18 protein-coding genes and 3 pseudogenes are annotated in these 24,550 nt (G+C 72.0%); 4 read left to right on the plus strand and 17 right to left on the minus strand.

Features of this window, described 5'->3' with window-relative positions:
• Positions 1-30: 30 nt before the first annotated feature.
• Complete coding sequence (locus BLV72_RS14880) at positions 31-393, plus strand: ArsR/SmtB family transcription factor (RefSeq protein WP_093462782.1); 363 nt, start codon at positions 31-33, stop codon at positions 391-393.
• Between the two features lie 107 nt (positions 394-500).
• Here BLV72_RS14880 and BLV72_RS14885 read toward each other — a convergent pair whose 3' ends face one another.
• The 4 genes from BLV72_RS14885 to BLV72_RS14900 all read right to left on the minus strand — a co-directional run bounded on the left by BLV72_RS14885 (position 501) and on the right by BLV72_RS14900 (position 5,577).
• Entirely contained in the window at positions 501-1,472 is a 972-nt protein-coding gene (locus BLV72_RS14885) for a glycosyltransferase family 2 protein (RefSeq protein WP_093462784.1), read from the minus strand.
• A gap of 153 nt (positions 1,473-1,625) precedes the next feature.
• Positions 1,626-2,093: a hypothetical protein gene (locus BLV72_RS14890; protein WP_093462785.1), complete on the minus strand. Its 468-nt coding sequence runs from the start codon at positions 2,091-2,093 to the stop codon at positions 1,626-1,628.
• Between the two features lie 109 nt (positions 2,094-2,202).
• Positions 2,203-4,590, minus strand: a complete 2,388-nt coding sequence (locus tag BLV72_RS14895) for a glycosyltransferase (RefSeq protein ID WP_244320767.1) — start codon at positions 4,588-4,590, stop codon at positions 2,203-2,205.
• A gap of 225 nt (positions 4,591-4,815) precedes the next feature.
• Positions 4,816-5,577, minus strand: coding sequence for a phosphoglyceromutase (locus BLV72_RS14900; RefSeq protein WP_093462788.1), 762 nt, complete (start codon positions 5,575-5,577; stop codon positions 4,816-4,818).
• 143 nt (positions 5,578-5,720) lie between these two features.
• Here BLV72_RS14900 and BLV72_RS14905 point away from each other — a divergent pair, with 143 nt between their 5' ends.
• Entirely contained in the window at positions 5,721-7,103 is a 1,383-nt protein-coding gene (locus BLV72_RS14905; protein ID WP_093462790.1) for an MDR family MFS transporter, read from the plus strand.
• A 39-nt stretch (positions 7,104-7,142) separates the two neighbouring features.
• Here the strand turns inward: BLV72_RS14905 and BLV72_RS14910 are convergent, their stop codons facing one another.
• The 6 genes from BLV72_RS14910 to mshA form a co-directional block, all read right to left on the minus strand.
• Positions 7,143-9,251 carry a M48 family metalloprotease gene (locus tag BLV72_RS14910; protein WP_093462791.1) on the minus strand — a complete coding sequence of 703 codons (2,109 nt, stop codon included), beginning with the start codon at positions 9,249-9,251 and terminating at the stop codon, positions 7,143-7,145.
• The gene (locus BLV72_RS14915) at positions 9,248-9,949 is read right to left on the minus strand and encodes an RNA polymerase sigma factor (RefSeq protein WP_244320768.1); all 702 of its coding nucleotides are present in this window, start codon (positions 9,947-9,949) and stop codon (positions 9,248-9,250) included. Before BLV72_RS14915 ends, BLV72_RS14910 begins: the two co-directional genes overlap by 4 nt.
• On the minus strand, positions 9,942-10,181 hold the full coding sequence (locus tag BLV72_RS14920; RefSeq protein WP_125760254.1) for a hypothetical protein: 240 nt from the start codon (positions 10,179-10,181) through the stop codon (positions 9,942-9,944). The genes BLV72_RS14915 and BLV72_RS14920 overlap by 8 nt, the downstream gene beginning before the upstream one ends.
• A 115-nt stretch (positions 10,182-10,296) precedes the next feature.
• The gene (locus BLV72_RS14925) at positions 10,297-12,036 is read right to left on the minus strand and encodes a glycoside hydrolase family 55 protein (RefSeq protein ID WP_093462793.1); all 1,740 of its coding nucleotides are present in this window, start codon (positions 12,034-12,036) and stop codon (positions 10,297-10,299) included.
• 175 nt (positions 12,037-12,211) lie between these two features.
• Positions 12,212-12,733: a type III secretion system chaperone family protein gene (locus BLV72_RS14930; RefSeq protein ID WP_093470351.1), complete on the minus strand. Its 522-nt coding sequence runs from the start codon at positions 12,731-12,733 to the stop codon at positions 12,212-12,214.
• Positions 12,726-14,087: a D-inositol-3-phosphate glycosyltransferase gene (gene mshA, locus BLV72_RS14935; protein ID WP_093462794.1), complete on the minus strand. Its 1,362-nt coding sequence runs from the start codon at positions 14,085-14,087 to the stop codon at positions 12,726-12,728. The genes BLV72_RS14930 and mshA overlap by 8 nt, the downstream gene beginning before the upstream one ends.
• A 142-nt stretch (positions 14,088-14,229) precedes the next feature.
• Between mshA and BLV72_RS14940 the strand changes: the two are divergent.
• Positions 14,230-15,041, plus strand: a pseudogene (locus BLV72_RS14940) (class I SAM-dependent methyltransferase).
• Positions 15,042-15,071: 30 nt separating this feature from the next.
• Here the strand turns inward: BLV72_RS14940 and BLV72_RS14945 are convergent.
• Together BLV72_RS14945 and BLV72_RS14950 are read right to left on the minus strand one after the other, a co-directional pair.
• A complete protein-coding gene (locus BLV72_RS14945; RefSeq protein ID WP_093462796.1) occupies positions 15,072-16,562 on the minus strand; it encodes an APC family permease in 1,491 nt (496 codons plus the stop codon).
• A 131-nt stretch (positions 16,563-16,693) separates the two neighbouring features.
• A complete protein-coding gene (locus tag BLV72_RS14950) occupies positions 16,694-17,542 on the minus strand; it encodes a helix-turn-helix transcriptional regulator (protein ID WP_093462797.1) in 849 nt (282 codons plus the stop codon).
• Positions 17,543-17,738: 196 nt separating this feature from the next.
• On the opposite strand from BLV72_RS14950, the gene BLV72_RS14955 reads away from it, so the two are divergent.
• The gene (locus BLV72_RS14955) at positions 17,739-18,764 is read left to right on the plus strand and encodes an aldo/keto reductase (protein ID WP_093462798.1); all 1,026 of its coding nucleotides are present in this window, start codon (positions 17,739-17,741) and stop codon (positions 18,762-18,764) included.
• 18 nt (positions 18,765-18,782) lie between these two features.
• On the opposite strand, the gene BLV72_RS14960 is transcribed toward BLV72_RS14955, so the two are convergent.
• The 5 genes and pseudogenes from BLV72_RS14960 to mshD form a co-directional block, all read right to left on the minus strand.
• Positions 18,783-19,232 carry an NUDIX hydrolase gene (locus BLV72_RS14960; protein ID WP_093462799.1) on the minus strand — a complete coding sequence of 150 codons (450 nt, stop codon included), beginning with the start codon at positions 19,230-19,232 and terminating at the stop codon, positions 18,783-18,785.
• An 84-nt stretch (positions 19,233-19,316) separates the two neighbouring features.
• Positions 19,317-20,207 (minus strand): annotated as a pseudogene (locus tag BLV72_RS49815) (CHAD domain-containing protein); the annotation flags it as partial.
• A gap of 425 nt (positions 20,208-20,632) precedes the next feature.
• A pseudogene (locus BLV72_RS52010) lies at positions 20,633-21,139 on the minus strand (CHAD domain-containing protein); the annotation flags it as partial.
• Positions 21,051-23,300 (minus strand): RNA degradosome polyphosphate kinase, encoded by a 2,250-nt coding sequence (locus BLV72_RS14970; protein ID WP_093462801.1) that lies wholly within the window; start codon positions 23,298-23,300, stop codon positions 21,051-21,053. The pseudogene BLV72_RS52010 and the gene BLV72_RS14970, both read right to left, overlap by 89 nt.
• A gap of 232 nt (positions 23,301-23,532) precedes the next feature.
• Positions 23,533-24,465 (minus strand): mycothiol synthase, encoded by a 933-nt coding sequence (mshD, locus tag BLV72_RS14975; RefSeq protein ID WP_093462802.1) that lies wholly within the window; start codon positions 24,463-24,465, stop codon positions 23,533-23,535.
• Positions 24,466-24,550: the final 85 nt, after the last annotated feature.

Genomic DNA, 24,550 nt, shown 5'->3' on the forward strand with positions numbered 1-24,550 from the left:
CGTCATTCATAGAACATCGAATAACGTAACATGGTCTCCGTGAAACAAGCGCGACATCCCACTCCGGACGAGATCACCCTCATCGACGTGATGGGGGCGCTCAACGACCCCATCCGGGTCGGCCTGATACGGGTACTCGCCGACGAACGCGAACACGGATGGGGCGAACTGCGTGCGCCAGTGGCCAAGTCCACCCTCAGCCATCACCTGCGCGTACTCCGGGACGCGGGCGTCACCCGCACCCGGCAGGAAGGCACCCGCTGCTTCGTCACCCTGCGCAGCGACGACCTCAACGCCCGTTTCCCAGGGCTGCTGAACGCCGTTCTCGACGCCGCCCACCGCGACGACGTCGGCTCCCACGTCGGCCTCGCCGACGACCCGCCGACCGCCTGATGCCTCACGATCCTTGACGCTGCGGACCCACAGCGGGCCCAGGCCGCGAAAGGCCCCAGGCCCTCTGATCCGCGCCATAGGCGCAGGTCGAGGGCCTGATCACCACGCTAGACGGCGGAAACCGCCGACGCCGTCGGGCCCTTCTCCTGGGCGGGAGAGCCGGCCGCGTGGCGGTGCGCCGCCAGTTCCTTCTCCAGCCGCTGGATGTGGTAGTGCTGCACCCGCGCCGTGCGCTGCAGGGCCATCACCGCGGTGAGGAAGTGATCCATCTCGGCGGCCCGGGTGAGGATGTCGTCGGGCACGCGGTCGTCCCGCAGGCAGGTTTCCGCGTCCTGGCCGAGCACGGCCTGCGCCCAGCCACGGGTGATCGGCTTGAACAGGCTCGGGTGGTTGGCCACGATCCGCGCCCGGATGGCCAGGTCGTTCTCGGCGGCCTCCACGTGCAGTCCCGTGTCCTTGTTGCGTGCCCCGAACAGCGGCTCATGGATGTGGTGGGCATCGAAGCCGTGCTCGACGCAGCCGACCCAGAAGTCCCAGTCCTCTCCGGCCCGCATGCTCTCGTCGTAGCCGCCCACGGCCTGCCACACCTCCCGGCGGAACAGCGAGCAGTAGAACATGATCAGCCGCTGGAGCATCAGTTCCCGGCTGTAGGCGGGGAGGGACATCGCCTGCGGGGGCAGATCGTCGTCGGTGAAGGTGAACACATCAGTGGAGGCGATCGCGATGCCGGGGCTGTCGTCCAGGACCGCGACGGTCTTCTCGAGCATCGTGGGAGCGATCACGTCGTCGGCGTCCAGCGGAAGGACGTAGCGGCCGGTGGCCGCATCGATCCCGGTGTTACGGGCGGCCGAGACGCCGCCGTTCGCCCGCTGGACGATCCTGATGCGCCGGTCGGGGTGGCGGGCGATCAGGGACCGGGCGACCTCGACGGTGTTGTCGGTGCTGCCGTCGTCGACGATGAGGAGCTCCCAGTCCCGGAAGGTCTGGGCAAGGATGCTGGACACGGCCTCGGGCAGATAGCGGGCGTAGTCATGGCAGGGGATGACCACCGAGACCACGGGGTCGGGATGGTGAGACATGCGCGGTCTTTCGGTTCGGGGCGGGAACGGGATCGGGGGTGGGGTGGGAGCGGGATCGGGATCGGGCGGCCGGAAGCCGGTGTTCCGAGCGCCGGCCGTCCCCCCCGGGCCACTTCCGCGGGCCCACGGCCGGACACAGCGACGGATCCTGCGTCAGCTGTGCGCGCGCTCCGCACGCTGGGGGGCGTGGGTGCCGGCCGCGTGCTCGTGCTGGCGGCCGAACTCGCGCTCGAGTCCGGGGTCGTCGTCGACCCTGCAGAACCACCCGTAGTCGGGGATGGTGACGTTGCCGACGTTGCAGCAGTGCCCGTAGTCGGTGATCGTCATGTTGTTCACGGGCGGGCAGCAGTGCCCGTAGTCCGTGATGGTCATGTTGTTCACCGGCGGGCAGCAGTGCCCGTAGTCGGTGATCGTGACGTTGCCTATCGGGTCGCAGGGGTGGCTGGTCCCGGGCGTGAGGGTGATGTCGCCGCTCATCGGCTGTCCTGAGTACCCATACGCCGCCGTCCCCGTCTGCGTGTCCGGAGCGATGGCGGCGTAGGCCGCCTCCGCGCTGCTGAGCAGTCCGGCCGTGGCCAGCGCGGCAGGCAGCGCCAGTGAGGTCATGACACGGGATTTCACGGTGACACCTTTCCTTCGGGTGCGGGGGATCTGCCCCGGAATGCCGCTGTATGTCGCGACGTGGGCAGCAAAGTCACCGTAAGTTTTGTCACTCCATGTGTCAAAATGACTACTTACTGTGCGTGACGGCCAGGAGGGCGGGCTCCGGCTGCGGTGCGCCGTGGTGCGGATGCACCACTTCCAGATCGGGCAGCGCCCAGCAGGCGGTTCCCATGTCCAGGGCCATCGCGGCCAGCCCCTCCGTCTCGATGAGCTGCCGATAGGGGAAGGACGGGAAATTGAGGCCGTCGCGGTGCAACTCCGCACGGACCAGCAACGCGGTTCCGCCGACCGAGTCGACGCGGACGAGTCCGCGTCCACGCAACTCGTCGAGATACGTCCGGCCGAAGCCCCGGGGAGGCTGAAGGATGCCGTCGCGCAGCCACTGGGCCCAGTTGAGCGTGGAGGCTCCGGGCTTGAGGACGAAGGTGTTCAGGTCGTACGTCGGCCCGCCGGGTGCGGTGGCGCAGTGCGGGACGACGATGTCCTTGCCCGCGCCGAGCAGGCGCTGGACGAGGTCCGCCGGGTAGTCGGTGACATCGACGTCGAGCCACAGCACCCACTCCTCGTCGGCCAGGGCCCGGGCGAGGAGATGGTTGCGCACCTTGGCCAGCACCGACCGGCGCCGGCGCTGGATTCCCGGCTCCCAGCGGGCTCCGGCCAACTGGAGGCCGACGTCATGGTGGACGAGGGTCACCCGCCGGAACTCCCCCTCGATACCGGGCAGGAGCTGCCGGAGCAGTTCCGGGGTCGAGTCCCTGCTGTCGCCCTCCAGCAGGCCCAGCGAGATCGCCTCGCGCGGGTAGTCCAGCGTGCGCAGGCGGTCCAGATAGCCGGGCAGAAACGCGGCCGCGTCCTTGAGGGGCGTGAGCACCAGCACCGGGGGCCGCTCGCTCGCCGGCGCCGGGGTCGGCTCGGGGACCGGCTGCGGCTTCCGCTCGTACGTGCTCGCGGCGGCCGCGGCGGTCTCGGCGTGCGCGATGTCCCCCGGCTCGAGCGGCAGCCGGGCCGCCATGGCGAGCAACTGCCCGGCGTAGGCGCCGGGTTCGGCCCACACATGGGTCGCCACCTCGAAGTGCTCCGCGAAATGCGACTCGTCGAAGGTGTTGTTCCCGTGGCATACGTAGGTGTACAGGTCGGACGCGTCCACCGAGACGGCCCGGCAGCTTCGGACGATCTCCTCGGCCACCGGGGTGTCCTCGCCACGGCGCTCGGCCGGATAGCGCGGGAGCCGGTCCTTCGCGCACACCATCGACCCTTCCCAGACCCGCGCGCAGGAGATGGCGAGCTTGCGCCGGGCGGGCCACCACAGCCGCTCACGGGCGAGGAAGCACGCGTCGGCGCCGAGCGCGAGAATCGCCGCCATCTGGGTTTCCACCCGCTCCGGGTCGTACAGGTCGTCGTCGTCCCACTGGCACACGTACGGCCCGGTGGCCCGGTCCACCGCCTCATTGCGCAGTTCCCCCAAGGTCCGTCCCTCCGGGGGGAGCCGGTGATGGCGGATCCGCGGGTCGCCCAGGTCACGGATGTGCTGCTCGAGCGCGTCATCGGTGCCGTCCTCCAGCACCACCAGCTCCAGGTTCGGGTAGGTCTGAGCGGTGAAGCACCTGATCGCGCGGCGTGCCGTCGCCGAGCGGTCCTTGGTCACCATCAGGCAGGACACGGCCGGCGCCGGCGCGCCCGAGGCCAGGCGGCGGCGCTGCGCCTCCAGGTTGAGCAGGCCGTCGGCGACCGGTTGCCGCTCCTGGCTCGCCCAGAACGGGAGCCGTCTGCCGGCCGAGACCCTCGGCACGGTCGCGGTGTCGCAGGCCCAGCTTCCCGACCAGTGGTGCACGGCGTAGGCGCGGTCGTAGTCGGCCTCCTGCGGGCCGAACAGCTCTGTCGCGTACGGGCTCACCTCCGGATACAGGACCTCCGGGCCGACCACCGTGATCGAGTCCGGCTCCGGGGCGCTGTCGACCGCTCTGGTGAGGAAGAACGGGCCGGTCGCATCGAGCGTGTGCGGCAGCTTGTGGGCGCCGACCAGCAGACGGTGCACATGGGCCGCCCAGAAGGGGTGGCCCGGCCGTGACGCGATGAACGCGTTGCCGACGATGCGGGTGAATCCGCGCTGCCGGGCCAGCAACAGGCGGGTGTGTGCCTCGGGTTCGCAGCCGAGGACGAGCTCGCGCCCGTCAAGGAGGTCGGAGACCGGCTTCCGGCACTCGAAATCCAGATCCACGTAGAGGCCGCCGAAATGGTCGAGCAGGAAATAGCGGATCGCGTCGGCCCGCATGATCGGTTCGGGATAACCGTCGTAGACCGGCAGGAACCACGGATAGTGCTCCTGGAGGAAGGCGCGATTGTCCGCGTCCGTCCACAATCGGTAACCCCAGCCGGGGTGGTTCAGCCGCCAGGACTCGGCCCACTTCTGCCATGCCGGAGGGAGGTCGGCGTCTTTCCATGTCTGGTGAATCAAGGGGGGAATTGTCTTCTGTGCCGTCATTCGCACAGTATGTCGGGTTGTCCGACAGGCCGGATATCCGGTGATCCCCGTCGCCCGAGCAATCACCCGAACGGTGGGCTCGGCGCATTGCCGCCTGACGGCCCGATCAAGCAGCTCACGGCCCGGAGACGGCCCCGGCACAGCAACAAGCCCCCTACCGGCGGAGAAACCGCAGGTAGGGGGCTTACTGGCGGCGGCTTACTTCTTCTTGCCCTGGTTCTTGACCGCCTCGATGGCGGCCTTCGCGGCCTCCGGGTCGAGGTAGGTGCCGCCCGGGTTGACGGGGCGGAAGTCGGTGTCCAGGTCGTAGGAGAGCGGGATGCCGGTGGGGATGTTCAGGCCCGCGATGTCGGCGTCGGAAATGCCGTCGAGGTGCTTGACCAGGGCGCGGAGGGAATTGCCGTGGGCCGCGACCAGGACCGTCCTGCCCGTGAGCAGGTCCGGGACGATGCTGTCGAACCAGTACGGGAGCATGCGGACGACGACGTCCTTGAGGCACTCCGTCTGCGGGCGCAGCTCCGGCGGGAGGGTCGCGTAGCGCGGGTCCGCGAACTGGGAGTACTCGGCGTCGCGGTCCAGCGGAGGCGGCGGGGTGTCGTACGAGCGGCGCCACAGCATGAACTGCTCCTCGCCGAACTCGGCGAGGGTCTGCGCCTTGTCCTTGCCCTGCAGCGCGCCGTAGTGGCGCTCGTTGAGGCGCCAGGAGCGGTGGACCGGGATCCAGAGGCGGTCGGCCGCCTCGAGGGCGAGCTGCGCGGTGCGGATGGCGCGCTTCTGGAGGGACGTGTGGACCACGTCGGGGAGCAGGCCGGCGTCCTTCAGCAGCTCACCGCCGCGGACAGCCTCCTTCTCGCCCTTCTCGTTCAGATTGACGTCCACCCAGCCGGTGAACAGGTTCTTCGCGTTCCACTCGCTCTCGCCATGGCGGAGGAGGATCAGCTTGTACGGTGCGTCGGCCATGCCGCCGAGCCTACTGGACCGGTCCGAGGGGGTCGGTTGACGGACCCCGTCAATTCGCTGGCGGCGCGGGGGCGGCGTGGGTAAGTTGCGGATCCTGGTGGCGCCACTTACAGGCTGTGGCATGTACAGGGGGGAGTCGTCCGGTGTCCGTCGCTCGACTGAAACAGGCCGCGAAGGAGAGCGTCTCGGGGTTGCCCCGGGAGTTCTGGTGGCTGTGGACCTCCACGCTGGTCAATCGGCTGGGCGGGTTCGTGGCCACGTTCCTTGCCATGTACCTGACCGCGGATCGGGGCTATTCGGCGATGTTCGCCGGGCTGGTCGGGGCGCTGCACGGGCTGGGCGGGGCGGTGTCGGCGGTGGTCGCCGGGGTGCTGACCGACCGGCTGGGGCGGCGGCCCACGCTGCTGGTCTCGCAGGTGTCGACGGCGGTCACGGTGGCCGTGCTGGGCTTCGTCCAGGACCCGGTCGCCATCGCCGTCGTGACCTGCCTGGTGGGGATGACCAGCAACGCGTCACGGCCCGCGGTGCAGGCGATGATCGCCGACATCGTCCGCCCCGAGGACCGGGTGCGGGCCTTCGCGCTCAACTACTGGGCCATCAACCTCGGCTTCGCCGTCTCCGCGGCGGCGGCCGGGCTGATCGCGAGCCACGGCTATCTCACGCTCTTCCTGGGCGACGCCGGGATGACGCTGCTGTGCGCGGTCATCGTCTTCGCCAAGGTGCCGGAGTCCCGTCCGGAGCGGGGTGACGCCGCCGCCGGGGATGGGGGTGGGGATGGGGCAGTGGCCGCGCCGGATCCGGAGGTCGGGCTGGGCTCGGTGCTGCGGGACCGGCGGTTCATGGCCGTGGTCGGGCTGTCGTATCTGGTCGCGACCCTCATCCAGCAGGCGTTCGTGGCGCTGCCCGTGGCGATGGGGGCGGAGGGGCTGTCCAGCACGGACTACGGCATCGCGATCGCGACCAACGGCGCGCTGATCGTGGCCGTACAGATCCCGGTGACGCGGTTCCTCGAACACCGCGATCCGGCGCCGCTGCTGATGGCCTCCGCGCTGCTGACCGGAGGGGGCTTCGGGCTGACCGCCTTCGCCGGGTCGGTCGGGATGTACACGGTGGCCGTGACCGTCTGGACGCTCGGCGAGATCATCAACTCCCCCACCCAGATGGGGCTCGTGGCCCGGCTCTCCCCGACCCATGCGCGCGGCCGCTACCAGGGGATGTACAGCCTGTCCTGGTCCCTCGCCTCGCTCACCGCACCGCTGGTGGGTGGCGCGGTCATGGACCGCTTCGGGGCGGACGCCCTGTGGGCGAGCAGCGCCGTGGTGGGGGTCGTGGCGGCCGGGGGGTACGCGGCGTTGGGGCGTGCGATGCGGAGTCGGCCTGCGGCCGACGGATCCGGGGGCGAGGTTTCTGCGAGCGGGGTGGGTGTGGGTGATGGCGCGGGTGCCGAGGTGGGCGCGGGCCCTGAGGGTGAGATCGGTGCCGGGGGCGGCGTCCGGGCTGGGGTGGGCGAGGGCAGCGGTGGCTAAGGGCACGGCCCGGTGCGCTTACGGCGCGGACCGGTGCGCTTACGGCGCGGACCTGGGGATGACGGGCTCGATATGGATGGGCGGGGGCAGTGGGGGCTGGTAGGTCGGGATCGTCTGCCGGTCCGGGAAAGTGGGCCGCTGGTAGGTCGGGTACGGAACGGGATCCGTGCCGGTGCCGCCGCCCGGCTGGTAGCGGTCGTTCCACCGGGTCACCGGGATCCGGGGGTAGCTCGGCTCGTCCTTGTTCGCCCACAGCGCGAACGTCCACCCCGTCATCACCACCAGCACGGTGAGCGCCAGCGCCCCTACGGCGATGATGCGCCGGCGCGCGGGGCCGGTGACCTCGGGCGTGATGCTGATCCGCCGCGCCTTCTCCCCCGGCATCGGCCCGTCCGCCGTACCCCTGGCCGGGCAGGGCAGGGGTGCGCGTTCGTCCACGCCCAGGGCGGCCAGGTGCAGCCCGAGCCGCTGGGTCTGGCCGGGCAGCCGCACGGCGGTGTCGGCCCAGGTGCGAATGGTTTCGGGGGCGATGCCGTCGGGCGGTACGAGGATGCTGGGGCCGGTCCAGTTCATGGCCCAGTACGCGGTCCCCCGCGCGACCAGTTGCGCTCCGATCAGCACGGCCAGGGCGTCGGCCAGGGAGCTGAGCGGATCGTCGCGTTCGGTCTGCTCGGGGTGGGGCGTCAGCTCACCGTGCGACAGACGGGAGTCGAGGGCGCGGGCGAGGGGCATACGGCGGCCGCTGTCGAGCAGCCGCAGCACCCGTTGGATGGTGAGCGCGTCCGGCTGGGCGGCTGGTCCCGCGCCCGGCTCCGCGAACCGCTCTGCTTCCGGCTCCCCGACCCACCTCGCGTCCGGCTCCCCGATTGGCATCGCGTCCGGCCCCGTGACCGGCCCCGCCTTCTGGCGTCCCGCCCCCTCCGCCTCCTCGACCCCGCGCACCACCTCGGCCAACGAGGTGAGGATGCGCGTCGCGCGGTACGCGGCCAGTTCGGTGAGCCAGTCCCGCCACGGCACCCGCTTTCCCGCGTCCGGGCCGGACAGCGTGAGGCGGCCCAGCGCGACCGCGTACCGCGGCTGTAGGGAGAGGGGGTCCGGGGCGAGGGGATCCAGGGAGAGGGCGTCCGGGAAAAGGGGTTCGGCGCCGGGCTCCGGGGCAGGCAGGCGCGCCAGCCGTTCCAGCCGGGTGGCCAGCGCCGGATGCGCGTCGTCGGGGTCGGCGGGCCGCTCGACGGACCGGGCGCGCAACGCGGCCAGCGGCTCCCGTACTTCGGGGGCCTCGACCATATGGGCGAAGGCGCGGAACGGATCGTCGGGGATCCGGCCCGTCGCCCGGCGCATCGGGGCGAGGAAGTCCGCCAGGAACTCCTGCCACGCCGCCTCAAGCGCCGCCGTCGAGCGCAGCGCGTCGGCCATGGCGCCCGGACCGGCCACCCGGGCGGCCTCGCGGTCGGCCTCCAGCTCCTGCCGCCGCCGGACCGGGCGGGTGAGCCAGCGGAAGACGCGGGTGTAGAGGCCGAGCAGCAGCAGGGGCCAGCCCGCGTACAGCCGCACCAGGTGGTTGGCGGCCGACGCCTCCTGGATCGCCTGCCGGGCGGCGTCCAGCCCCGCCGCGCCCCGATGGGCGACCGCGCCGAAGCGGCTGTGGCGGCGGGAGAAGTGGCCCAGCTCATGGGCGAGGACGGCGCGCAGTTCCGCGGGCGGCAGACAGGCCAACAGGGGCATTCCGAGGTAGAGGACGCGTCGGCCGGGGGCGAGCCCGAGGAGTGGTGCGTCCTCGGTGACGGAGGCGTTGACCTCGGCGGTCAGCCGGATACGGGCGGGCGGGCGGGTGCCGACGGCGAGGGCCAGCTCCTCGACCGTGCGCCATAACTCCGGTGCCCCGCGCCGGGTCACCGTCACCGCGTCCTCGCGCGATACGGCGGGGCGGGCGGTGCGGATCACCGCCCACACCATGCCGAAGACGATCGGGGCGAACGCCGCGCAGGCGGTGACGACGCTCATGGGCGGCGTCTGGACCCCCGGCTCCGCCGCGGTCCATAAGGCCGCCGCGAGGAAGGCGCCCCAGAGCAGCACCATGGCCGCGACCAGCGCGTAGAAGACGGCGAGCAGGGCGAGGGCGAGGAGGGCGCGGGCGGCGGCGATCATCGGCGCTCCCGAATGCCGTCGGGACCGCCGTTACGGGCGGCGTCGGACCGGAAACCGCTCCGCGCATCGCCCCGGAAACCGTCCGACAGCCACTCCGCGGCCCCGTACAGCACCGCCGTCAGCGGATCCTCCGGCGTGCGGGTCAGCAGGCGCTCGGTCGGACGGCCGAGCTCCGGGGAGACGTCCAGCATCAGGCTCAGCCGGGCGCGGGCCTTGTTGAGGTTGCTGCCGACGCTGCCGACCGAGATCCCGAGCTCGGCGGAGATCGCCCGATAGCTCATGCCCTCGAGCGAATGCATGACGACCACCTGACGCTGGCGTGGCGGCAGCGTGCCGAGGGCGCGCAGCGCGGCCAGTGCCTCGGCGGTCTCCTCCACGGTGGCGGTCGGGGCGGCCGGGACGGTCGTCTCGGCCATCTCGACCGGCTTCCAGCGGAACCACCAGCGCCGCCCGTCCTTCGACAGCTTGCGCCGCATGGTGGTGGTCACCCATGCCTCGGGCGAGGCGTACGCCCTGACCTCGGGCCAGCGGCGCATCGCCTCGATGTACGCCTCCTGCACGGCGTCCTCGGCGTTCTGCCGGTTGCCGCTGAGCATCACCGCGCGGGCGGCCAGCCAGGGGTAGGTGCGGGCGTAGAAGGCGTCGAACTCCTCCTCGAACTCGCCGCCGCGCGCGGTCTCCTCGACGGTGTCACTCACCCCGATCACCCCCGTCCCGCTCCTCCACCCGCCGCCTTATGGTCAGCGCCGCGCCGTCGGGGCGGTGGTCGGTGAGCACCGTGCCCGGTGCCGTTCTGCTCACCAACTCGGCCAACGTGCGCGCCCGGAGCCGTTCGCCCGAGCGCGCCGCCAGCCAGCGGATGACGTCCCCCATCAGCCGTAGCACCCCCACCGTCACGACCGTTGCCACCGTGAGCCACGGATTGTCCATGAGCACCCTTGTGTCTCCTCTTCATGGTTCCCGGCCGCCGGAGCCGGTTCACCACGTAGAGGCGTCATGGACCGTATTTCTTCACCGCGTTTCTCACCGTGTTTTCGGGGAGATGTCAGCCGATCGCGCGCTGGGCCTCGTACAGATTGCGGGGGTGGACGGCCTCAGGGTGGCCATAGGACTCGATACGGGAGTGCAGCGGACCGGTGAAGTCCGGGACGTCGATCTGGCCGAACTGCCGGACCTCGCTGATCCCGACCGTCGCGCTGTACGGCGCGATGTCGTCGATCTTGACGCAGCCGGCCCGCTGATTGCTGACCGTGACGTTCCAGTGGGTGAACCGCGCACCGTAGAGCGGGCCCGCGCTCGCGTCGCCGCCGTGCGCCCCCGTGTTGTCCACCGTGATCTCCGTACGGACGTTGGCGAAGGGCATCCCGCGGTGGGTGTCGAAGGTGCCCATCTCCATCCGGCCGCGCGACCAGACGTTGTAGCTGGACAGCCCCTCCACGTTGATGCCGTGCAGCGACGTCCCCGCCGGGGCCGGGACGGTGCGCTGAGCCAGCACGAAGTCCTCCACGAGGTTGTCGTGCGAGCCCTCGCGGCAGCAGTAAGGATGATGGCTGCCGCGACCCGTCACCCGGGTGCGGCGCAGGGTGCACGCCTTGGCGGCGACGAGCAGGAAGCCGTTGTCGACGTTGTTGACGGTCACGTCGTCCACCCAGCAGTCCCACGCGCACTGCAGCGCGACGCCGTTGTACCCCTTGTCCAGCAGATGCTGCGACTGCGGGGTCTCGACGACATCGAGGGTGATGCCCTCGACCCCGGAGCCGGTGACCGGGCGTACGAGCGTGGTGAACCGGGGCTTCCAGGCGGGCCGGGCGTCCAGCGGGAGCGGACGGTCCAGGGTCACCCGGCGGCGCCACCGGTCGACGGAGACGACGCGGCACGGCCATTCGTAAGGAACGTACGAGGTGAGCTTGGTCTTGTCGGCCCAGACGTAGTCGGCGGCGCCCTCGACGTCACCGGCCATATGGCGCAGGAGGGAGTGGCTGTCGTCGTCGGCGAGCTGGAACAGCACGCGGTCGCCGCGGCGCAGGGCGGACGGGTCCTCGACGGTCACCGTCCAGTCCCCGCGGCGGGCGGGGGCGGCGAGTTCGGTGAGGGTGTGCCCCTCGTCGCGCTGGTTGCCCGTCCAGCCCTCGAACGGCCACGCCTGGGCCCGGATCGCGTCGGTCAGGGAGCGCCGGCGGGCGTCCGGGCAGATCCAGATGAGCCCGCCGGCCCAGGACCAGGACGACTTGTTCCCGCCGTAGCGGCTGCCGTACGGGCCGATCAGCTCGGTGAGGCTGCGGGTCGCGTGGAGGGTGGTGCGGCCGCTGCCCGCGCCGCGCAGCACGACGTTGTCGTAGCCGAGGCGGATGACGTCGTCCACGCGGTACGTCCCGGGCGGCACCAGGACCGTGCCGCCGCCGCGCCGCCCGGCCGCGGCGATGGCGCGGTTGATCGCGGGGGCGGCGTCCGTGGAGCCGTCGGGCCGGGCGCCGTAGTCGCGGACGTCGGCGACGACGGGCAGGCGGGGGAAGTGGGTACGCCCACCGAGGAATCCGGCGCGGCCGACGTACGGGATCTGCGGATGGGTGTAAGGCCGGGCGCGGAACTCACGCCAGAGGGGGGACGTCCGCGCCCCGCCGGAGGTGCCCGCCCCGCCCGGGGCGCCCGGTCCGGTGGCGGTACGCGATGCGGCCGCCGCGTCCGTGGCGGTCAGGAACGGGGCGCCCGTCCCCAGGAACGTGGCGCCCGCCGCCACGCCCATCGCCCCGCCGAGCAGCCGCCTTCTGTTGATCTCCGTGCCCATGAACCAGCCCCGCCTTCCATGGATGTGAACGCAGTTCAGGTGAGAGACGGCGTGAGAATGCCATGGGGCAGGGGTGTACGGAAGGGGTCGCGTCAGGATGGACGTACCTCAGGCATGGCAAGGAGGCGCGTCAGGGCCGTACATCAAGCGCGCGCGGGACGCGCCTCGCCGACGTCTACTTCGCCGCGTCCCGGGTCAGATTGCTGAACGCCTCAAGGTTGCGCGTCGATTCGCCGCGCGCCGTGCGCCAGGCGTACTCCTTGCGGATGGCGGTCGCGAACCCCATCTCCAGCAGGGTGTTGAAGCTGCCGTCCGCGTTCTCCAGCACCGTGCCGAGCAGCCGGTCCACTTCCTCCGGGATAACCGCGGCGAGCGGCAGCTTGCCCACCAGATAGATGTCGCCGAGCTGGTCGATCGCGTAACTCACCGCGTAGAGACGGGTGTTGCGCTCCAGCAGCCAGCGGTGGACGGCCTCGTGGTTCTCGTCGGGATGGCGGACGACGAAGGCGTTGACCGAGAGGGAGTGCCGGCCGACCCGCAGCGAGCAGGTGGTCGACAGCTTGCGGGTGCCCGGCAGCGTGACGACGTAGGTGCCGTCCTCCGGACTCTCCCACTCCAGTTCGGCGTCGTTCAGCGTCCGCTCGATGACGGCCCGGGGGTCGGTCTTGGGCGCGATGTCAGCCTTGGGGTCAGCCATGGGCCGATCGTAGGCGACGCCGCTCACGCATCGCCTCCGCGTAGACGTCCGCCGTCGCCGCGGCGGCCGTGTCCCACCCGAAGGACTCCGCGTGCCGGGCCGCCGCCGCGCCCATCCGTTCCACCCTCCCCGGCTCGCTCGCGAAGGGGCGCAGGGCGCGGGCGTAGTCGGCGGGGTCGTGGCCCTGGATCAGCGTGCCGCTGACCCCGTCCCGTACGGCCACCGGCAGACCGCCCACCGAGGCCGCCACGACCGGGGTGCCGCATGCCTGGGCCTCGATGGCCACCAGCCCGAACGACTCGCTGTACGAGGGCATGACCAGCACGGACGCCGCCCGGTACCAGTCCGCGAGCTCGTCCTGCGCACAGGGCGGCCGGAACCGGACCACATCGCAGATCCCCAGCCGCGCCGCCAGCTTGTGCAGCCCCTCGGGCTTGGCCAGACCGCTGCCGCTGGGGCCGCCCACCACGGGCACGACCATGCGCTCGCGCAGCGAGGGTTCCTCCTCCAGGAGGTGGGCGACCGCGTGCAGCAGGATGTCCGGGGCCTTGAGCGGCTGTATGCGCCCGGCGAAGAGGGGGATGAGCGCGTCGGCCGGAAGCCCCAGCCGGGCCCGGGCGGCGGCCCTGCCGTCGGCGGGCCGGAAGCGGTCGAGGTTCACCCCGGGGTGGACGACCGCGACCAGCTCGCGCGCCGCCTCGTAGTGGTGCACCAGCTCGTCGGCCTCCCCGCCGGTGTTGGCGATCAGCCGGTCGGCGGCGCGGACGATCTGCTGCTCGCCGATCACGCGGGCCGCGGGCTCGGGGGTGTCGCCCGCCGCCAGCGCGGCGTTCTTGACCTTGGCCATGGTGTGCATGGCGTGCACCAGCGGCACTCCCCAGCGCTCGGCGGCCAGCCAGCCGACATGGCCGGAGAGCCAGTAGTGGGAGTGGACGAGATCGTAATGGCCCGGCCGGTGCCCGGCCCACGCCCGCATGACCCCGTGGGTGAACGCGCACAGCTGCGCCGGCAGCTCCTCCTTGGCCAGCCCCTCGTAGGGCCCGGCGTCCACATGCCGGACGAGCACACCGGGGGCGAGCTCGACGGACGGGGGCAGCGCGGCGGTGGTGGCCCGGGTGAAGATCTCCACCTCGATGTCGATGGCGGCCAGCCGCTTGGCCAGCTCGACGATGTAGACGTTCATCCCCCCGGCGTCGCCGGTGCCGGGCTGATGCAGCGGCGAGGTGTGCACACTGAGCATCGCGATCCGCCGCGGCCGCCGTGGAATGCGGCGAAGCCGCTGGTGGGGCGGTGCGCCGAACGGTATATGGGACCGGCCTCGCAGACCGCCGAGCCGGGACGCGTGCTGGCTCACCGAGCGTTACCTCCTTGACGGGGCGGGCTCCCTCCTCGGTCGTTAACACCGGAACTTATGGTTCCCATTTCCGCTTTGCCAAAGCGTGACGTTCCGATACCCGTCGGCCACGCCCCGTCCGCCCCCGCATAGGCTCTGCGCCATGCCCGCCCGCGTCCCCCCGCCGTCCCGTCCGATCGGTTCGGCGACCCGCGGGACGACCAATCCCAATCGGCTGCGCCGGATGGACCGGTGGATCGCGGCGGCGCATGGGGCCGCGCTGCGGCGGGCCGGGGAGGCGCCGGTGGCGGTGGATCTGGGGTACGGGGCGGCCCCTGGACCGCCGTCGAGCTGCTGGACCGGCTACGGACCGTACGGGCCGGGGCCCGCGTCGTGGGGGTCGAGATCGACCCCGGGCGGGTGGCCGCCGCGCGGCCGTACGAACGCGAGGGGCTCACCTTCGCGCACGGCGGCTTCGAGGTGCCGCTGCCCGGCGGGGCCCGTCCGGCGCTCATCCGGGCGGCCAATGTGCTGCGGCAGTACGAGGAGGGCGAGGTCGCCGCCGTATGGCGGCGGCTGTGCGCCCGGCTGGCGCCCGGCGGGCTGCTGGTGGAGGGCACCTGCGACGAGATCGGGCGGCGGCATGTGTGGGTCGCGCTCGACGCGGCGGGCCCGCGCACCGTGACCTTCGCGGCCCGCCTCGGCTCCCTGGAACGCCCCTCCGACCTGGCCGAACGGCTCCCCAAGGCGCTGATCCACCGCAATGTGCCGGGCGAGCCGGTGCACACCTTCCTGCGCGACTTCGACCGCGCCTGGGCGGCCGCCGCCCCGTACGCGCCGCTCAGCGCGCGTCAGCGCTGGATACGCAGCGCCCAGACGCTGCGCGCACAGGGCTGGCCGCTCGCGGATGGCCCACGGCGCTGGCGCCAGGGCGAGGTCACGGTGCGGTGGGAGGCCCTGGCGCCCCGGGGCTGACGGCTCCGGTCGGGCTGTGCCCGTGCGGCCCTAGGCGTCGCCCGTACCGCCCTGGGCCTTCGCCACGCCCGGCGTGCCCGGGGTGCCCCCTTCCGCGTCGGGGTCGGCGCCCGCCGCGTACTCCTCGCTGATCTCCTTCGGCCCGAACGGCCACACCTTCTCCACCCGCGCCCACAGCACGAACGCCACACACCCCGCCGCGACCCAGGCCAGCGACCATTCGATGGGGTGCCGTCCGGGGGAGTTCTTGTCCGCGTAGCCGTAGATCACCACCCAGCCCACCAGCGCCACCACGCTCGGCAGTGGATAGAGCCACATCCGGTACGGCCGCCGCAGCCCCGGCTGGCGGCGGCGCAGCACCGTGACGGCGACGATCTGCGCCAGGGCCTGCACGATCACCATGACCGTGGTCAGGAGCTGGATCAGCGTGGCCAGATCGGTGTGGCGGCCGATCAGGAAGCCGATCGCGGTGACGACGCCCATCGTGGCCAGGCCCAGCATGGGGAAGCGATGGCGCGGATGGAGCGTGCCGTACGGACGGAAGAAGACCCGCTCGCGGGCGGCGTCGTACGGCACCCGGGAGCCGCCCAGCAGCCCGGCGAAGACGGAGGCGAAGGCCGTGATGAGGATGAGCACGGTGACGACGTCGGCCGCGCCCTTCCCCCAGGTCTCCTCCAGCACCGCAGAGGCGACGGACTGGGAGGCCACCGAGCCGGGCTCGGTCATCTCGTGCCAGTCGACGACACCGAGGGTGCCGATCTGCAGCAGCAGATAGATCCCCATGATCCCGGCGATCGAGGTGACGATCGCCCGCGGCAGGGTGCGACCGGGGTCCTTGATCTCGGCGCCCATGTACGCGGCGGTGTTGTAGCCGAGGTAGTCGTAGATCCCGATGGTCAGGCCCGCGGCGAACCCGGTCCAGAAGTGACCGCTGCTCAGTTCGAAGGCGTGGTCCGGATAGGTGAACGCCTGCCCCGCGTCGAAGTGGCTGAAGGCGGCGACGATGACCAGGACCACCGAGGCGATCATCACGCACCACATGACGGCCGTGATCCGGGCGATGTGCTCGACCCCCCGCCACAGCAGCCCGATGACCAGGACGATGACGCCGAGTCCGACCAGATCGCCCTGGGTCTGCGTCATATCGGGCCACAGATAGCCCAGATACTGCACCAGACCGACCACGCCGGTGGACATGATCAGTGGGATGAACAGCATCGCCGTCCACACGAACAGGAACGGCATCAGCTTGCCGCTGCGGTACTGGAACGCCTGGCGCAGATACACATAGCTGCCCCCGGCCCCCGGCAGCGAGGCGCCCAACTCGGCCCAGATCAGCCCGTCGGCGAGCGCGAGCACCGCGCCCGCGACAAAGCCGATGACGGCCTGCGGTCCGCCGAAGGCGGCGACCATGAGGGGGATGGTGACGAACGGGCCGATGCCGCACATCTGGCTCATGTTGATGGCTGTCGCCTGGAACAGGCCGATACGGCGGACGAATCCGCCCTCGGTGCCGGACATCCGGACCTCCATTGCCCTAGCGCGCCACCGTGAGAGGAGTTGAAAGTAAGGAAACTTTCCAGTCACGTCAAGGAGGTTGGACGCAACAGGGTCGGGGCGAAGGGCGGGGCGCCGGGCGGCGGCTCGGGAGGTCAGGCCACCGCCGCCGCGCCCGCCAGCACCTTCAGCGCCTCCGCCGTCGCCGACCCCTCGTCGGCCGTGTACGTGCACAGCATCTGCCCCGGATCGGCCGGCAGGGCGAACGCCTCGAACCGCAGCACCAGCTCCCCCATCTCCGGATGGCGGAACCGCTTGACGCCCCGCGTCCGCTCCTGCACCTCCTGTGCCTCCCACCGCCGCCGGAACTCCTCGCTCCGCTCCAGCAGCTCATGGGTCACCCGGCACACCCGTGAGTTGCCGGGATGGCGCCCGACCTCCGCGCGCAGCCCGGCCACCGTGTCGTCGGCGACCTCGGCCCAGTTCGGATGGATCTCCTTGAGCCGGGGGTCGAGGAAGACCAGCAGCGGGCCGTTGCGCCGCTCCTCGGGGATCGCGGGGTAGTCGATGCAGAGCCGGGTGCCGAGCCGGTTCCAGGCCAGGATGTCCATCGCCGGACCGTAGACATAGGCCGGGACATTTCCGTCCATCGCGTTCAGAAGCTGCTGGATCTCCGGCCGCACGCGCGGCCGCGGGTCGGGGTCGGCCGCTCCGCCGCGCTGCCGCGGCAGGGTGATGTTGCGCAGATACGTGTGCTCGGACGGGGTCAGCCGCAGCGCCCGCGCCAGTCCGTCGACCACCGAGTCCGAGATGGCCGGGGCCCGGCCCTGCTCGATACGGGTGTAGTAGTCGACGCTGATCCCGGCCAGCTGGGCGACCTCCTCACGGCGCAGCCCCCGCACCCGGCGCCGCACGATCCCCTCCGGCAGCCCGAGCTCGGCCGGGTCGAGCGCGGCGCGGCGCGCCTTGAGGAACGACTTGATCTCCGGTTCGCCATGGCCCATCCGTCCATTATCCGCGCGCCGCCCGCTTCTGGGCCGGACAGGTGGTTCTGGCAGACCCAGGTTGAGCCGGGCCTGGTGAGGTGTCCGCCCGGACCCGAGGCTGAAGGCGCAAAGGGCCATGGACAGCAGACGCCATGGACAGCAGAGGCCGGCCATGGACAGCAGACGCCATGGAAATCAGCGGAAGGCACCAGCCATGAAGCGCAGGATCCTCGGTGGGACGGGCATCTCGGTGAGCGAGTACGCCCTGGGCGCGATGATGTTCGGCGCCATCGGCAACCCCGACCACGACGACTCGGTACGGATCATCCACCGCGCCCTGGACGCGGGCATCAACTTCGTCGACACCGCCGACGTCTACTCCGAGGGCGAGTCCGAGGAGATCGTCGGCAAGGCCCTCAAGGGCCGCCGCGAGGACATCGTCCTGGCCACCAAGGCCCATTTCCCGATGGGCGAGGACCCCAACGAGGGCGGCAACTCACGGCGCTGGATCACCCGCGAGATCGAGTACAGCCTGCGCCGCCTGGGCACGGACTACATCGACCTCTACCAGATCCACCGGCCGGACCCCACGACGGACATCGACGAGACGCTGTCCGTCCTGTCCGACCTGGTCCGCGCGGGCAAGGTGCGCGCCGTCGGATCCTCCACCTTCCCGGCCGAGCAGATCGTGGAGGCCCAGTGGGTCTCCGACCGGCGCGGGCATGTGCGGTTCCGCAGCGAGCAGCCGCCGTACTCGATGCTGGCGCGGGGCGCGGAGGCGGCGGTGCTGCCGACCGCGCAGCGGTACGGGATGGGCGTGCTGAGCTGGGGCCCGCTCTCCGCGGGCTGGCTCACGGGCCGCTACACCAAGGCGTCCGACGTCGATCTGTCGGGCGGCCGGGCGGCCGTGGAGAAGCACAAGTTCGACCCGACGCTGCCCGGCAACGCGCGCAAGCTGGAGGCGGTCGGCGCGCTGTCCGAGCTGGCCTCCGACGCCGGGCTCTCGCTGCCGCATCTGGCCATCGCCTTCGTACGGGCCCATCCGGCCATCACCTCGGTGATCATCGGCCCGCGCACCATGGAGCAGCTGGAGGATCTGCTCGCCGGGGCCGAGGTGGAGCTGAGCCAGGACGTCCTGGACCGGATCGACGAGATCGTCCCGCCGGGTACCGACCTCAACCGGGACGACAGCTACTACCTGCCGCCGGCGCTCGCGGACAAGAGTCTGCGCCGCCGCTGACCCGGTCCCGAGGGCGGTTCAGGACGGCCGCAGAGCGTGCAGCAGCGCGTCGACGAGCGTGCGGTCGTGGTCGTAGGAGAGGCGGAGGCGGGCCGCGTCCGGGGGCAGCCAGAGCAGGCGGTCGACCTCGCGGTTGGGTACGAAGGTCTCGTCGTCGACGGCCTCCGCCGCCCAGTAGCGGACCTCCTTGGGGCGGCCCTTGGCCATGTAGTGGAGGGTGGGCAGCACCGCCCCCGGGGCGCAGCCCATACCGGTCTCCTCGACGACCTCGCGCACGGCGCCGTGCAGCGCGTCCTCGCCCTGCTTCAGCTTGCCCTTGGGGTGGGACCAGTCGTCGTAGCGGGGGCGGTGGACGAGGGCGATCTCCAGCCCGCCGCCGTGCGGGGACCGTCGCCACAGCACACAGCCCGCCGCCAGGACCGTCCCGGTGTCCGCTCCCCTGTCACCACGGGAATCCGACCGGTTCATCCGCCGTCTCCCTCCCCGGTCTCCACCGCATTCTTCGTGCCTATGCGTCGTCTCTTGTCACCGCTCGCCCCGGGCGTCCCGCCGTCAGGAGGATCTGGTGGCCACGCGCCGCCAGATCCGGCCGAACGCGAAGCGGGCCGCCTCGACCTCATGCCGCTGATCGGCGTGGAGCACGCCCAGCGCGTACGCCGTCGCCGGGGCGATCCGGGGCGTACGGGCGGCCGCCGCCGCGGCGGCGGCCGCCTCGGCCGCGTCGCGGTGGCGCTCCAGCGCCTGTCCGGCGGCCAGGAGCCGTACGGACAGCGGTGGCTCGGCGTCCGCGGGGCCGGACCCGCCCGGCCCGAACCCACCTGGCCCGTCTGCCCCGTCCGGCTGCTGCCACACCTGGTCGAGCACCTCCAGGGCGTACCGCCGCAGCCGCAGCAGATGGCGCACCTGGTGCCAGGGGGCGTCCTGGCGCTCGCTGGCGGGCGGGGCGTCCGCCGCCGAGGTCGCCGCCAGGCCGTGGACCAGCGCCTCCGCGTTGTACGGATGTCCGGCGCGGATCAGCGGCAGCGCCTCCACCGCCTCGGCCAGCCGCCGGTTCGCCAGTTCGGCGAGCGGCGGCAGCACCTGCCCGGCGGGGCGGGCGGCGTTGGCCTCGTCGAGCGGGGCGTCGGAGGCGAGCAGGGCGACGGTGTCGGCGACCGCGTGGAAGCGGGAGGAGCCGAGCGCCTCCAGGGCCGCGGTGTGGGCCCGGGTCCGGGCCAGGGTGAGCTGGCGCTCCAGCAGCGCTCCGGCGCGGGCCGCGCCCACGGTCAGCGCCCCGCCGCGGGCCTCCTCCTCGGCACCGGCGCGCTGGTGGGCCGCGCCCGGCCGGCCAGGCCGGTCGGCCTTCTCGCCCTTGGCGGTCCGGCCGCTGTTGTCACCGCGCTCGCCGCGCTCGCCGCGCCGCCGTCCGGCCGCCCGGCCCTCGTCCCTGGACGTCCCGGCCGCGCCCTCGGCGCCGCCCGGGTCGGCCGGACCGGACCGCGCACCCTGCCCCCGACAGGATCCGCGGCTCCGCTTCCCGGCGCACCGGCGGCCAGGGAGACACCGCGGCGCGCGGCACGGGTGGAACGGGGCGGGACGGCGGCGGCGGTACCTGCAGCGCCCGCAGTACCTCCGGCGCCCGCGGTGCCGGAGGGCCCGCCCCCCGCGCCGTCGACCGCGACCGTGACCCCGCCGCGCGCGGTGCGCGCCGCGCTCGTGGCATGCGCGCCGTTCGGGACGCCCTCGGCGGGCCACTCACCGGAGCTCGCGAACTCGGCGGCCGTCCCCTCGCCCTGCGACGACCGGTCCGAGGAGCCGCCCGCGCCGGAGAGCCGGTGCAGGGCGCCGCGCAGCCGGTCCAGCCGCTCCGCGTAGGCGTGCTCCCGCGCCAGCGTGCCCGACAGCCAGGCCAGCTCGGTCCGCAACTGATCGGACCAGGCCGTATCGGTGAGCGGGCGGTAGACGTAGAGTGCGCCGCTGATCCGCCGCGCCGCGCGGCGCAGCAGCCGGGCGGCCTCGGCCGCCTCCTGCACATCGGAGCCGCTCTCGCGGTGCAGCCGCAGGCTGCGGAGGAAGTCCCCGGCCCGGGCGTGCAGATACGCCGACAGCACCTCACCGGCCGTCGCCGACTCCCACGAAGGTGCCGCCGCGGCCTCCGCCGCCCGCTCCGCCGTCCCCCGCTCCGCCGTCCCCCGGTCCGTCGTCGCACCGCGCTCCGGCACACCCCGGTCCGTCATGCCGTCCGCCCCTGGGCAGGGCGGGGCGGCGGCCGGATCCGCGGCGCCCGTCATCCCGGCCGGTGACAGGTCATGTCGTTGAACCACGCCGTCGCCTCCGGGCGTCGATGAGCATCTCCTGAACGTTCCGCAGCGGCTGGCCTTCCGCGTCCGTCGCATGCCGTGTCCACTCGCCGTCCGGGCCCAGATGCCAGGAGGAGGTGGAGTCGGACATCCCGGTCTCCAGCAGGCGGTTGAGGGCGGCGCGGTGGCCGGGGTCGGTGACCCGCACCAGCGCCTCGATCCGGCGGTCGAGGTTGCGGTGCATCATGTCGGCGCTGCCGATCCACACCTCCGGCTCGCCGCCGTTACCGAACGCGAATACGCGCGAATGCTCAAGGAAGCGTCCGAGGACCGAGCGGACCCGGATGTTCTCCGAGAGCCCGGGGACACCCGGCCGCAGCGCGCAGATGCCGCGCACCCACACATCGACCGGCACTCCGGCCTGCGAGGCCCGGTAGAGGGCGTCGACGACGGCCTCGTCGACCATCGAATTGACCTTGATCTTGACGTAGGACGGACGCCCGGCCCGATGGTGGGTGATCTCCTTGTTGATCCGGGTGATCAGCCCGTCGCGCAGCGACTTGGGGGCGACCAGCAGCCGCCGGTAGTTCTCCCGCCGGGAGTAGCCGCTCAGCCGGTTGAAGAGGTCGGAGAGGTCGGCGCCGACCTGGGAATTCGCCGTCAGCAGCCCCAGGTCCTCATACAGCCGGGCGGTCTTGGGGTGGTAGTTGCCGGTGCCCACATGCGAGTAGCGGGTCAGGGTGTCGCCCTCCTGGCGGACCACCAGCGACAGCTTGCAGTGGGTCTTCAGGCCGAGGAGGCCGTAGACGACATGGCAGCCGGCCTCTTCCAGCTTCCGCGCCCACTTGATGTTGGCGTGCTCGTCGAACCGCGCCTTGATCTCCACGAGCACCAGCACCTGCTTGCCCGACTCGGCGGCGTCTATCAGCGCGTCGACGATCGGCGACTTGCCGGAGGTGCGGTAGAGCGTCTGCTTGATCGCCAGCACGTCCGGATCGGCGGCCGCCTGCTCCAGGAACGCCTGCACGGAGGTGGAGAACGAGTCGTACGGGTGGTGGAGGAGGACGTCCCGCTCACGCAGCGCCGCGAAGATGTCGGGCGGGGACGCGGACTCCACCTCGGCGAGGTCCCGGTGGGTGCCCGCCACGAACTTGGGGTACTTCAGCTCCGGCCGGTCCAGCGCGGCTATCCCGAACAGCCCGGTGAGGTCGAGCGGCCCCGGCAGCGGATAGACCTCGGCGTCCGAAATCTTCAGCTCGCGCACCAGCAGGTCCAGCACATACGGGTCGATGGACTCCTCGACCTCCAGCCGCACCGGGGGCCCGAAGCGGCGGCGCAGCAGCTCCTTCTCCAGGGCCTGCAGGAGGTTCTCGGCGTCGTCCTCCTCGACCTCGAGGTCCTCGTTGCGGGTCACCCGGAACATGTGGTGCGCGAGCACCTCCATCCCCGGGAAGAGCGCCTCCAGATGCGCCGCGATCACGTCCTCCAGCGGCACATACCGCTGCGGCGACGCCTCCAGGAACCGGGAGAGCGACGGCGGGACCTTCACACGTGCGAAGTGATCATGCCCGCTCACCGGGTTGCGCACCACGACCGCGAGATTGAGCGAAAGCCCCGAAATATAGGGGAAGGGGTGTGCCGGGTCCACCGCGAGCGGGGTCAGCACGGGGAAGATCTGCTGCCGGAAGAGGGTGAAGAGGCGGGACTGCTCCTTCTCGCTCAGATCCGGCCAGCGGACCAGATGGATGCCCTCCTCCGCGAGCGCCGGGGCGACGTCCTGCTGATAGCAGGCGGCGTGCCGGGCCATGAGCTCACGGGACCGGTTCCAGATCAGATCCAGCACCTCGCGCGGCTGCAGCCCGGAGGCCGAGCGGGTGGCGACCCCGGTCGCGATGCGCCGCTTGAGGCCGGCGACCCGCACCATGAAGAACTCGTCCAGATTACTGGCGAAGATCGCCAGGAAGTTGGCCCGCTCCAGCAGCGGGGTGGAGGGGTCCTCGGCCAGCTCCAGCACCCGCTCGTTGAACGCCAGCCAGCTGCGCTCCCGGTCCAGGAACCGCCTCTGCGGCAACTCCCCGTCCACCAGGTCGGGCCCGGCCCCCTCCTCGTACGAGTCCAGGTCGGCGTCGAGGTCGGGGTCGAGCGAGCGCACCGGTGGCGCGGCCACAGCACGCGGCCGATGGGCCGCGATGGACCCGACCGAGGGCTGGCGCTGTGGCTGAGGGGAAACCGATGCCTGACCGCTGCTGTCGCTCATGAATTCATTGTTCCGCGCCGGAGGCGAAGACGGCGTCGCGGAAGCGGGTGCGGAAACGGCACGGAGCCTCCGGTTCGACGAATTCGGCACAGCGGGCTGCATTCAGTGATGCTCGCAACCAAGGTTGAATCGCCGGTAACGGACACATGGCGCGTAGGAAATCGGGACCCATCCCCCAGGGGTCCGACCCCCTGGGGTTCCGCCCTCTCGAGCGCCCCGGGCCGGGGCCGGCTCAGGTCTCGGTCCGGTACATCAGGTCCGTCTCATGGGTGACGAAGCCGAGCCGTTCGTAGACCGCGACCGCGGCGAAGTTGTCGGCGTCCACATAGAGCATCGCGGTCGGCAGCCCCTGGGCGGCAAGATGCCGCAGCCCGACCGACGTGAGCGCCTTACCGAGCCCGCCACCCTGCGCGTCCGGCCGCACGCCCACGACGTACACCTCCCCCAGCCGCTCCTCGGCATGCACCTTGGTCCAGTGGAAGCCGACGATCCGCCCCTCGCGCTCGGCCAGGAAGAACCCCGCCGGATCGAACCACGGCTCGCCCTTACGGTCGTCGAGGTCACGCTGGGTGAGTGAGCCCTGCTCGGGGTGGTGGGCGAAGGCCGCCGCGTTCGCCGCCAGCCAGGCGGCGTCGTCCTCGCCGGGCCGGAAGGTCCGTACGCTCACGCCTTCCGGCCACGTGGGCTCCGGCAGGCCCAGCTCCGCGAGCGACCCCAGGGGCCGGCGCATCTGGCGCAGCTCCCGGAACAGCGTCAGTCCCAGCACCTGGGCCAGATGGCGCGCCGAGGCATGCCCCCCGTGCGCCCACACCCGCAGCCGCTTCCCCGATTCCCTCAGCAGGGTCACTCCCAGCGCCCGGCCATGCCCCTGCCCGCGGTGCGCCGGGTGCACGACCAGCTCGGCGGCCGGGGCCTCCACCGGGTCGGTGTCCTCAAGCTGCGCGTATCCCACCAGCTCCCCGCTCGGCTCCCGCAGCACCAGATGCCGCACGCCCTCCCGCCGCCCCCGAAGCTGCAGCCGCCCCTGCTCGGACACGGCCTGCTGACCATCGGCGTGCGCGGACTCCGCGACCAGCCGCAGCACATCCTGCGCCTCGGTGGGCGTCAGCTCCTCCAGCACATCGAGCCGCCGGGCACCGGATGTCTCGTTCACCACGTCATTCATAAGGCCGAGCCTACGGCGGCCCCCTTGTGCGGCAAGCCGCTGCACAATTTCGTACCGGCGAGTCACCCGGCTGACCCATCGGACC

The sequence above is a fragment of the Streptomyces melanosporofaciens genome (genome assembly GCF_900105695.1).
Classification (GTDB): Bacteria; Actinomycetota; Actinomycetes; order Streptomycetales; family Streptomycetaceae; genus Streptomyces; species Streptomyces antimycoticus.

Coding starts and splice junctions, on each gene's coding strand:
- BLV72_RS14925 (WP_093462793.1), bottom strand. CDS start 12,036: ATGGGCACGGAGATCAACAGAAGGCGGCTGCTCGGCGGGGCGATGGGC.
- BLV72_RS14930 (WP_093470351.1), bottom strand. CDS start 12,733: ATGGCTGACCCCAAGGCTGACATCGCGCCCAAGACCGACCCCCGGGCC.
- BLV72_RS14955 (WP_093462798.1), top strand. CDS start 17,739: ATGAAGCGCAGGATCCTCGGTGGGACGGGCATCTCGGTGAGCGAGTAC.
- BLV72_RS14885 (WP_093462784.1), bottom strand. CDS start 1,472: ATGTCTCACCATCCCGACCCCGTGGTCTCGGTGGTCATCCCCTGCCAT.
- BLV72_RS14960 (WP_093462799.1), bottom strand. CDS start 19,232: ATGAACCGGTCGGATTCCCGTGGTGACAGGGGAGCGGACACCGGGACG.
- BLV72_RS14950 (WP_093462797.1), bottom strand. CDS start 17,542: ATGGGCCATGGCGAACCGGAGATCAAGTCGTTCCTCAAGGCGCGCCGC.
- BLV72_RS14970 (WP_093462801.1), bottom strand. CDS start 23,300: ATGAGCGACAGCAGCGGTCAGGCATCGGTTTCCCCTCAGCCACAGCGC.
- BLV72_RS14880 (WP_093462782.1), top strand. CDS start 31: ATGGTCTCCGTGAAACAAGCGCGACATCCCACTCCGGACGAGATCACC.
- BLV72_RS14920 (WP_125760254.1), bottom strand. CDS start 10,181: ATGGACAATCCGTGGCTCACGGTGGCAACGGTCGTGACGGTGGGGGTG.
- BLV72_RS14910 (WP_093462791.1), bottom strand. CDS start 9,251: ATGATCGCCGCCGCCCGCGCCCTCCTCGCCCTCGCCCTGCTCGCCGTC.
- mshD (WP_093462802.1), bottom strand. CDS start 24,465: ATGAATGACGTGGTGAACGAGACATCCGGTGCCCGGCGGCTCGATGTG.
- BLV72_RS14945 (WP_093462796.1), bottom strand. CDS start 16,562: ATGTCCGGCACCGAGGGCGGATTCGTCCGCCGTATCGGCCTGTTCCAG.
- BLV72_RS14900 (WP_093462788.1), bottom strand. CDS start 5,577: ATGGCCGACGCACCGTACAAGCTGATCCTCCTCCGCCATGGCGAGAGC.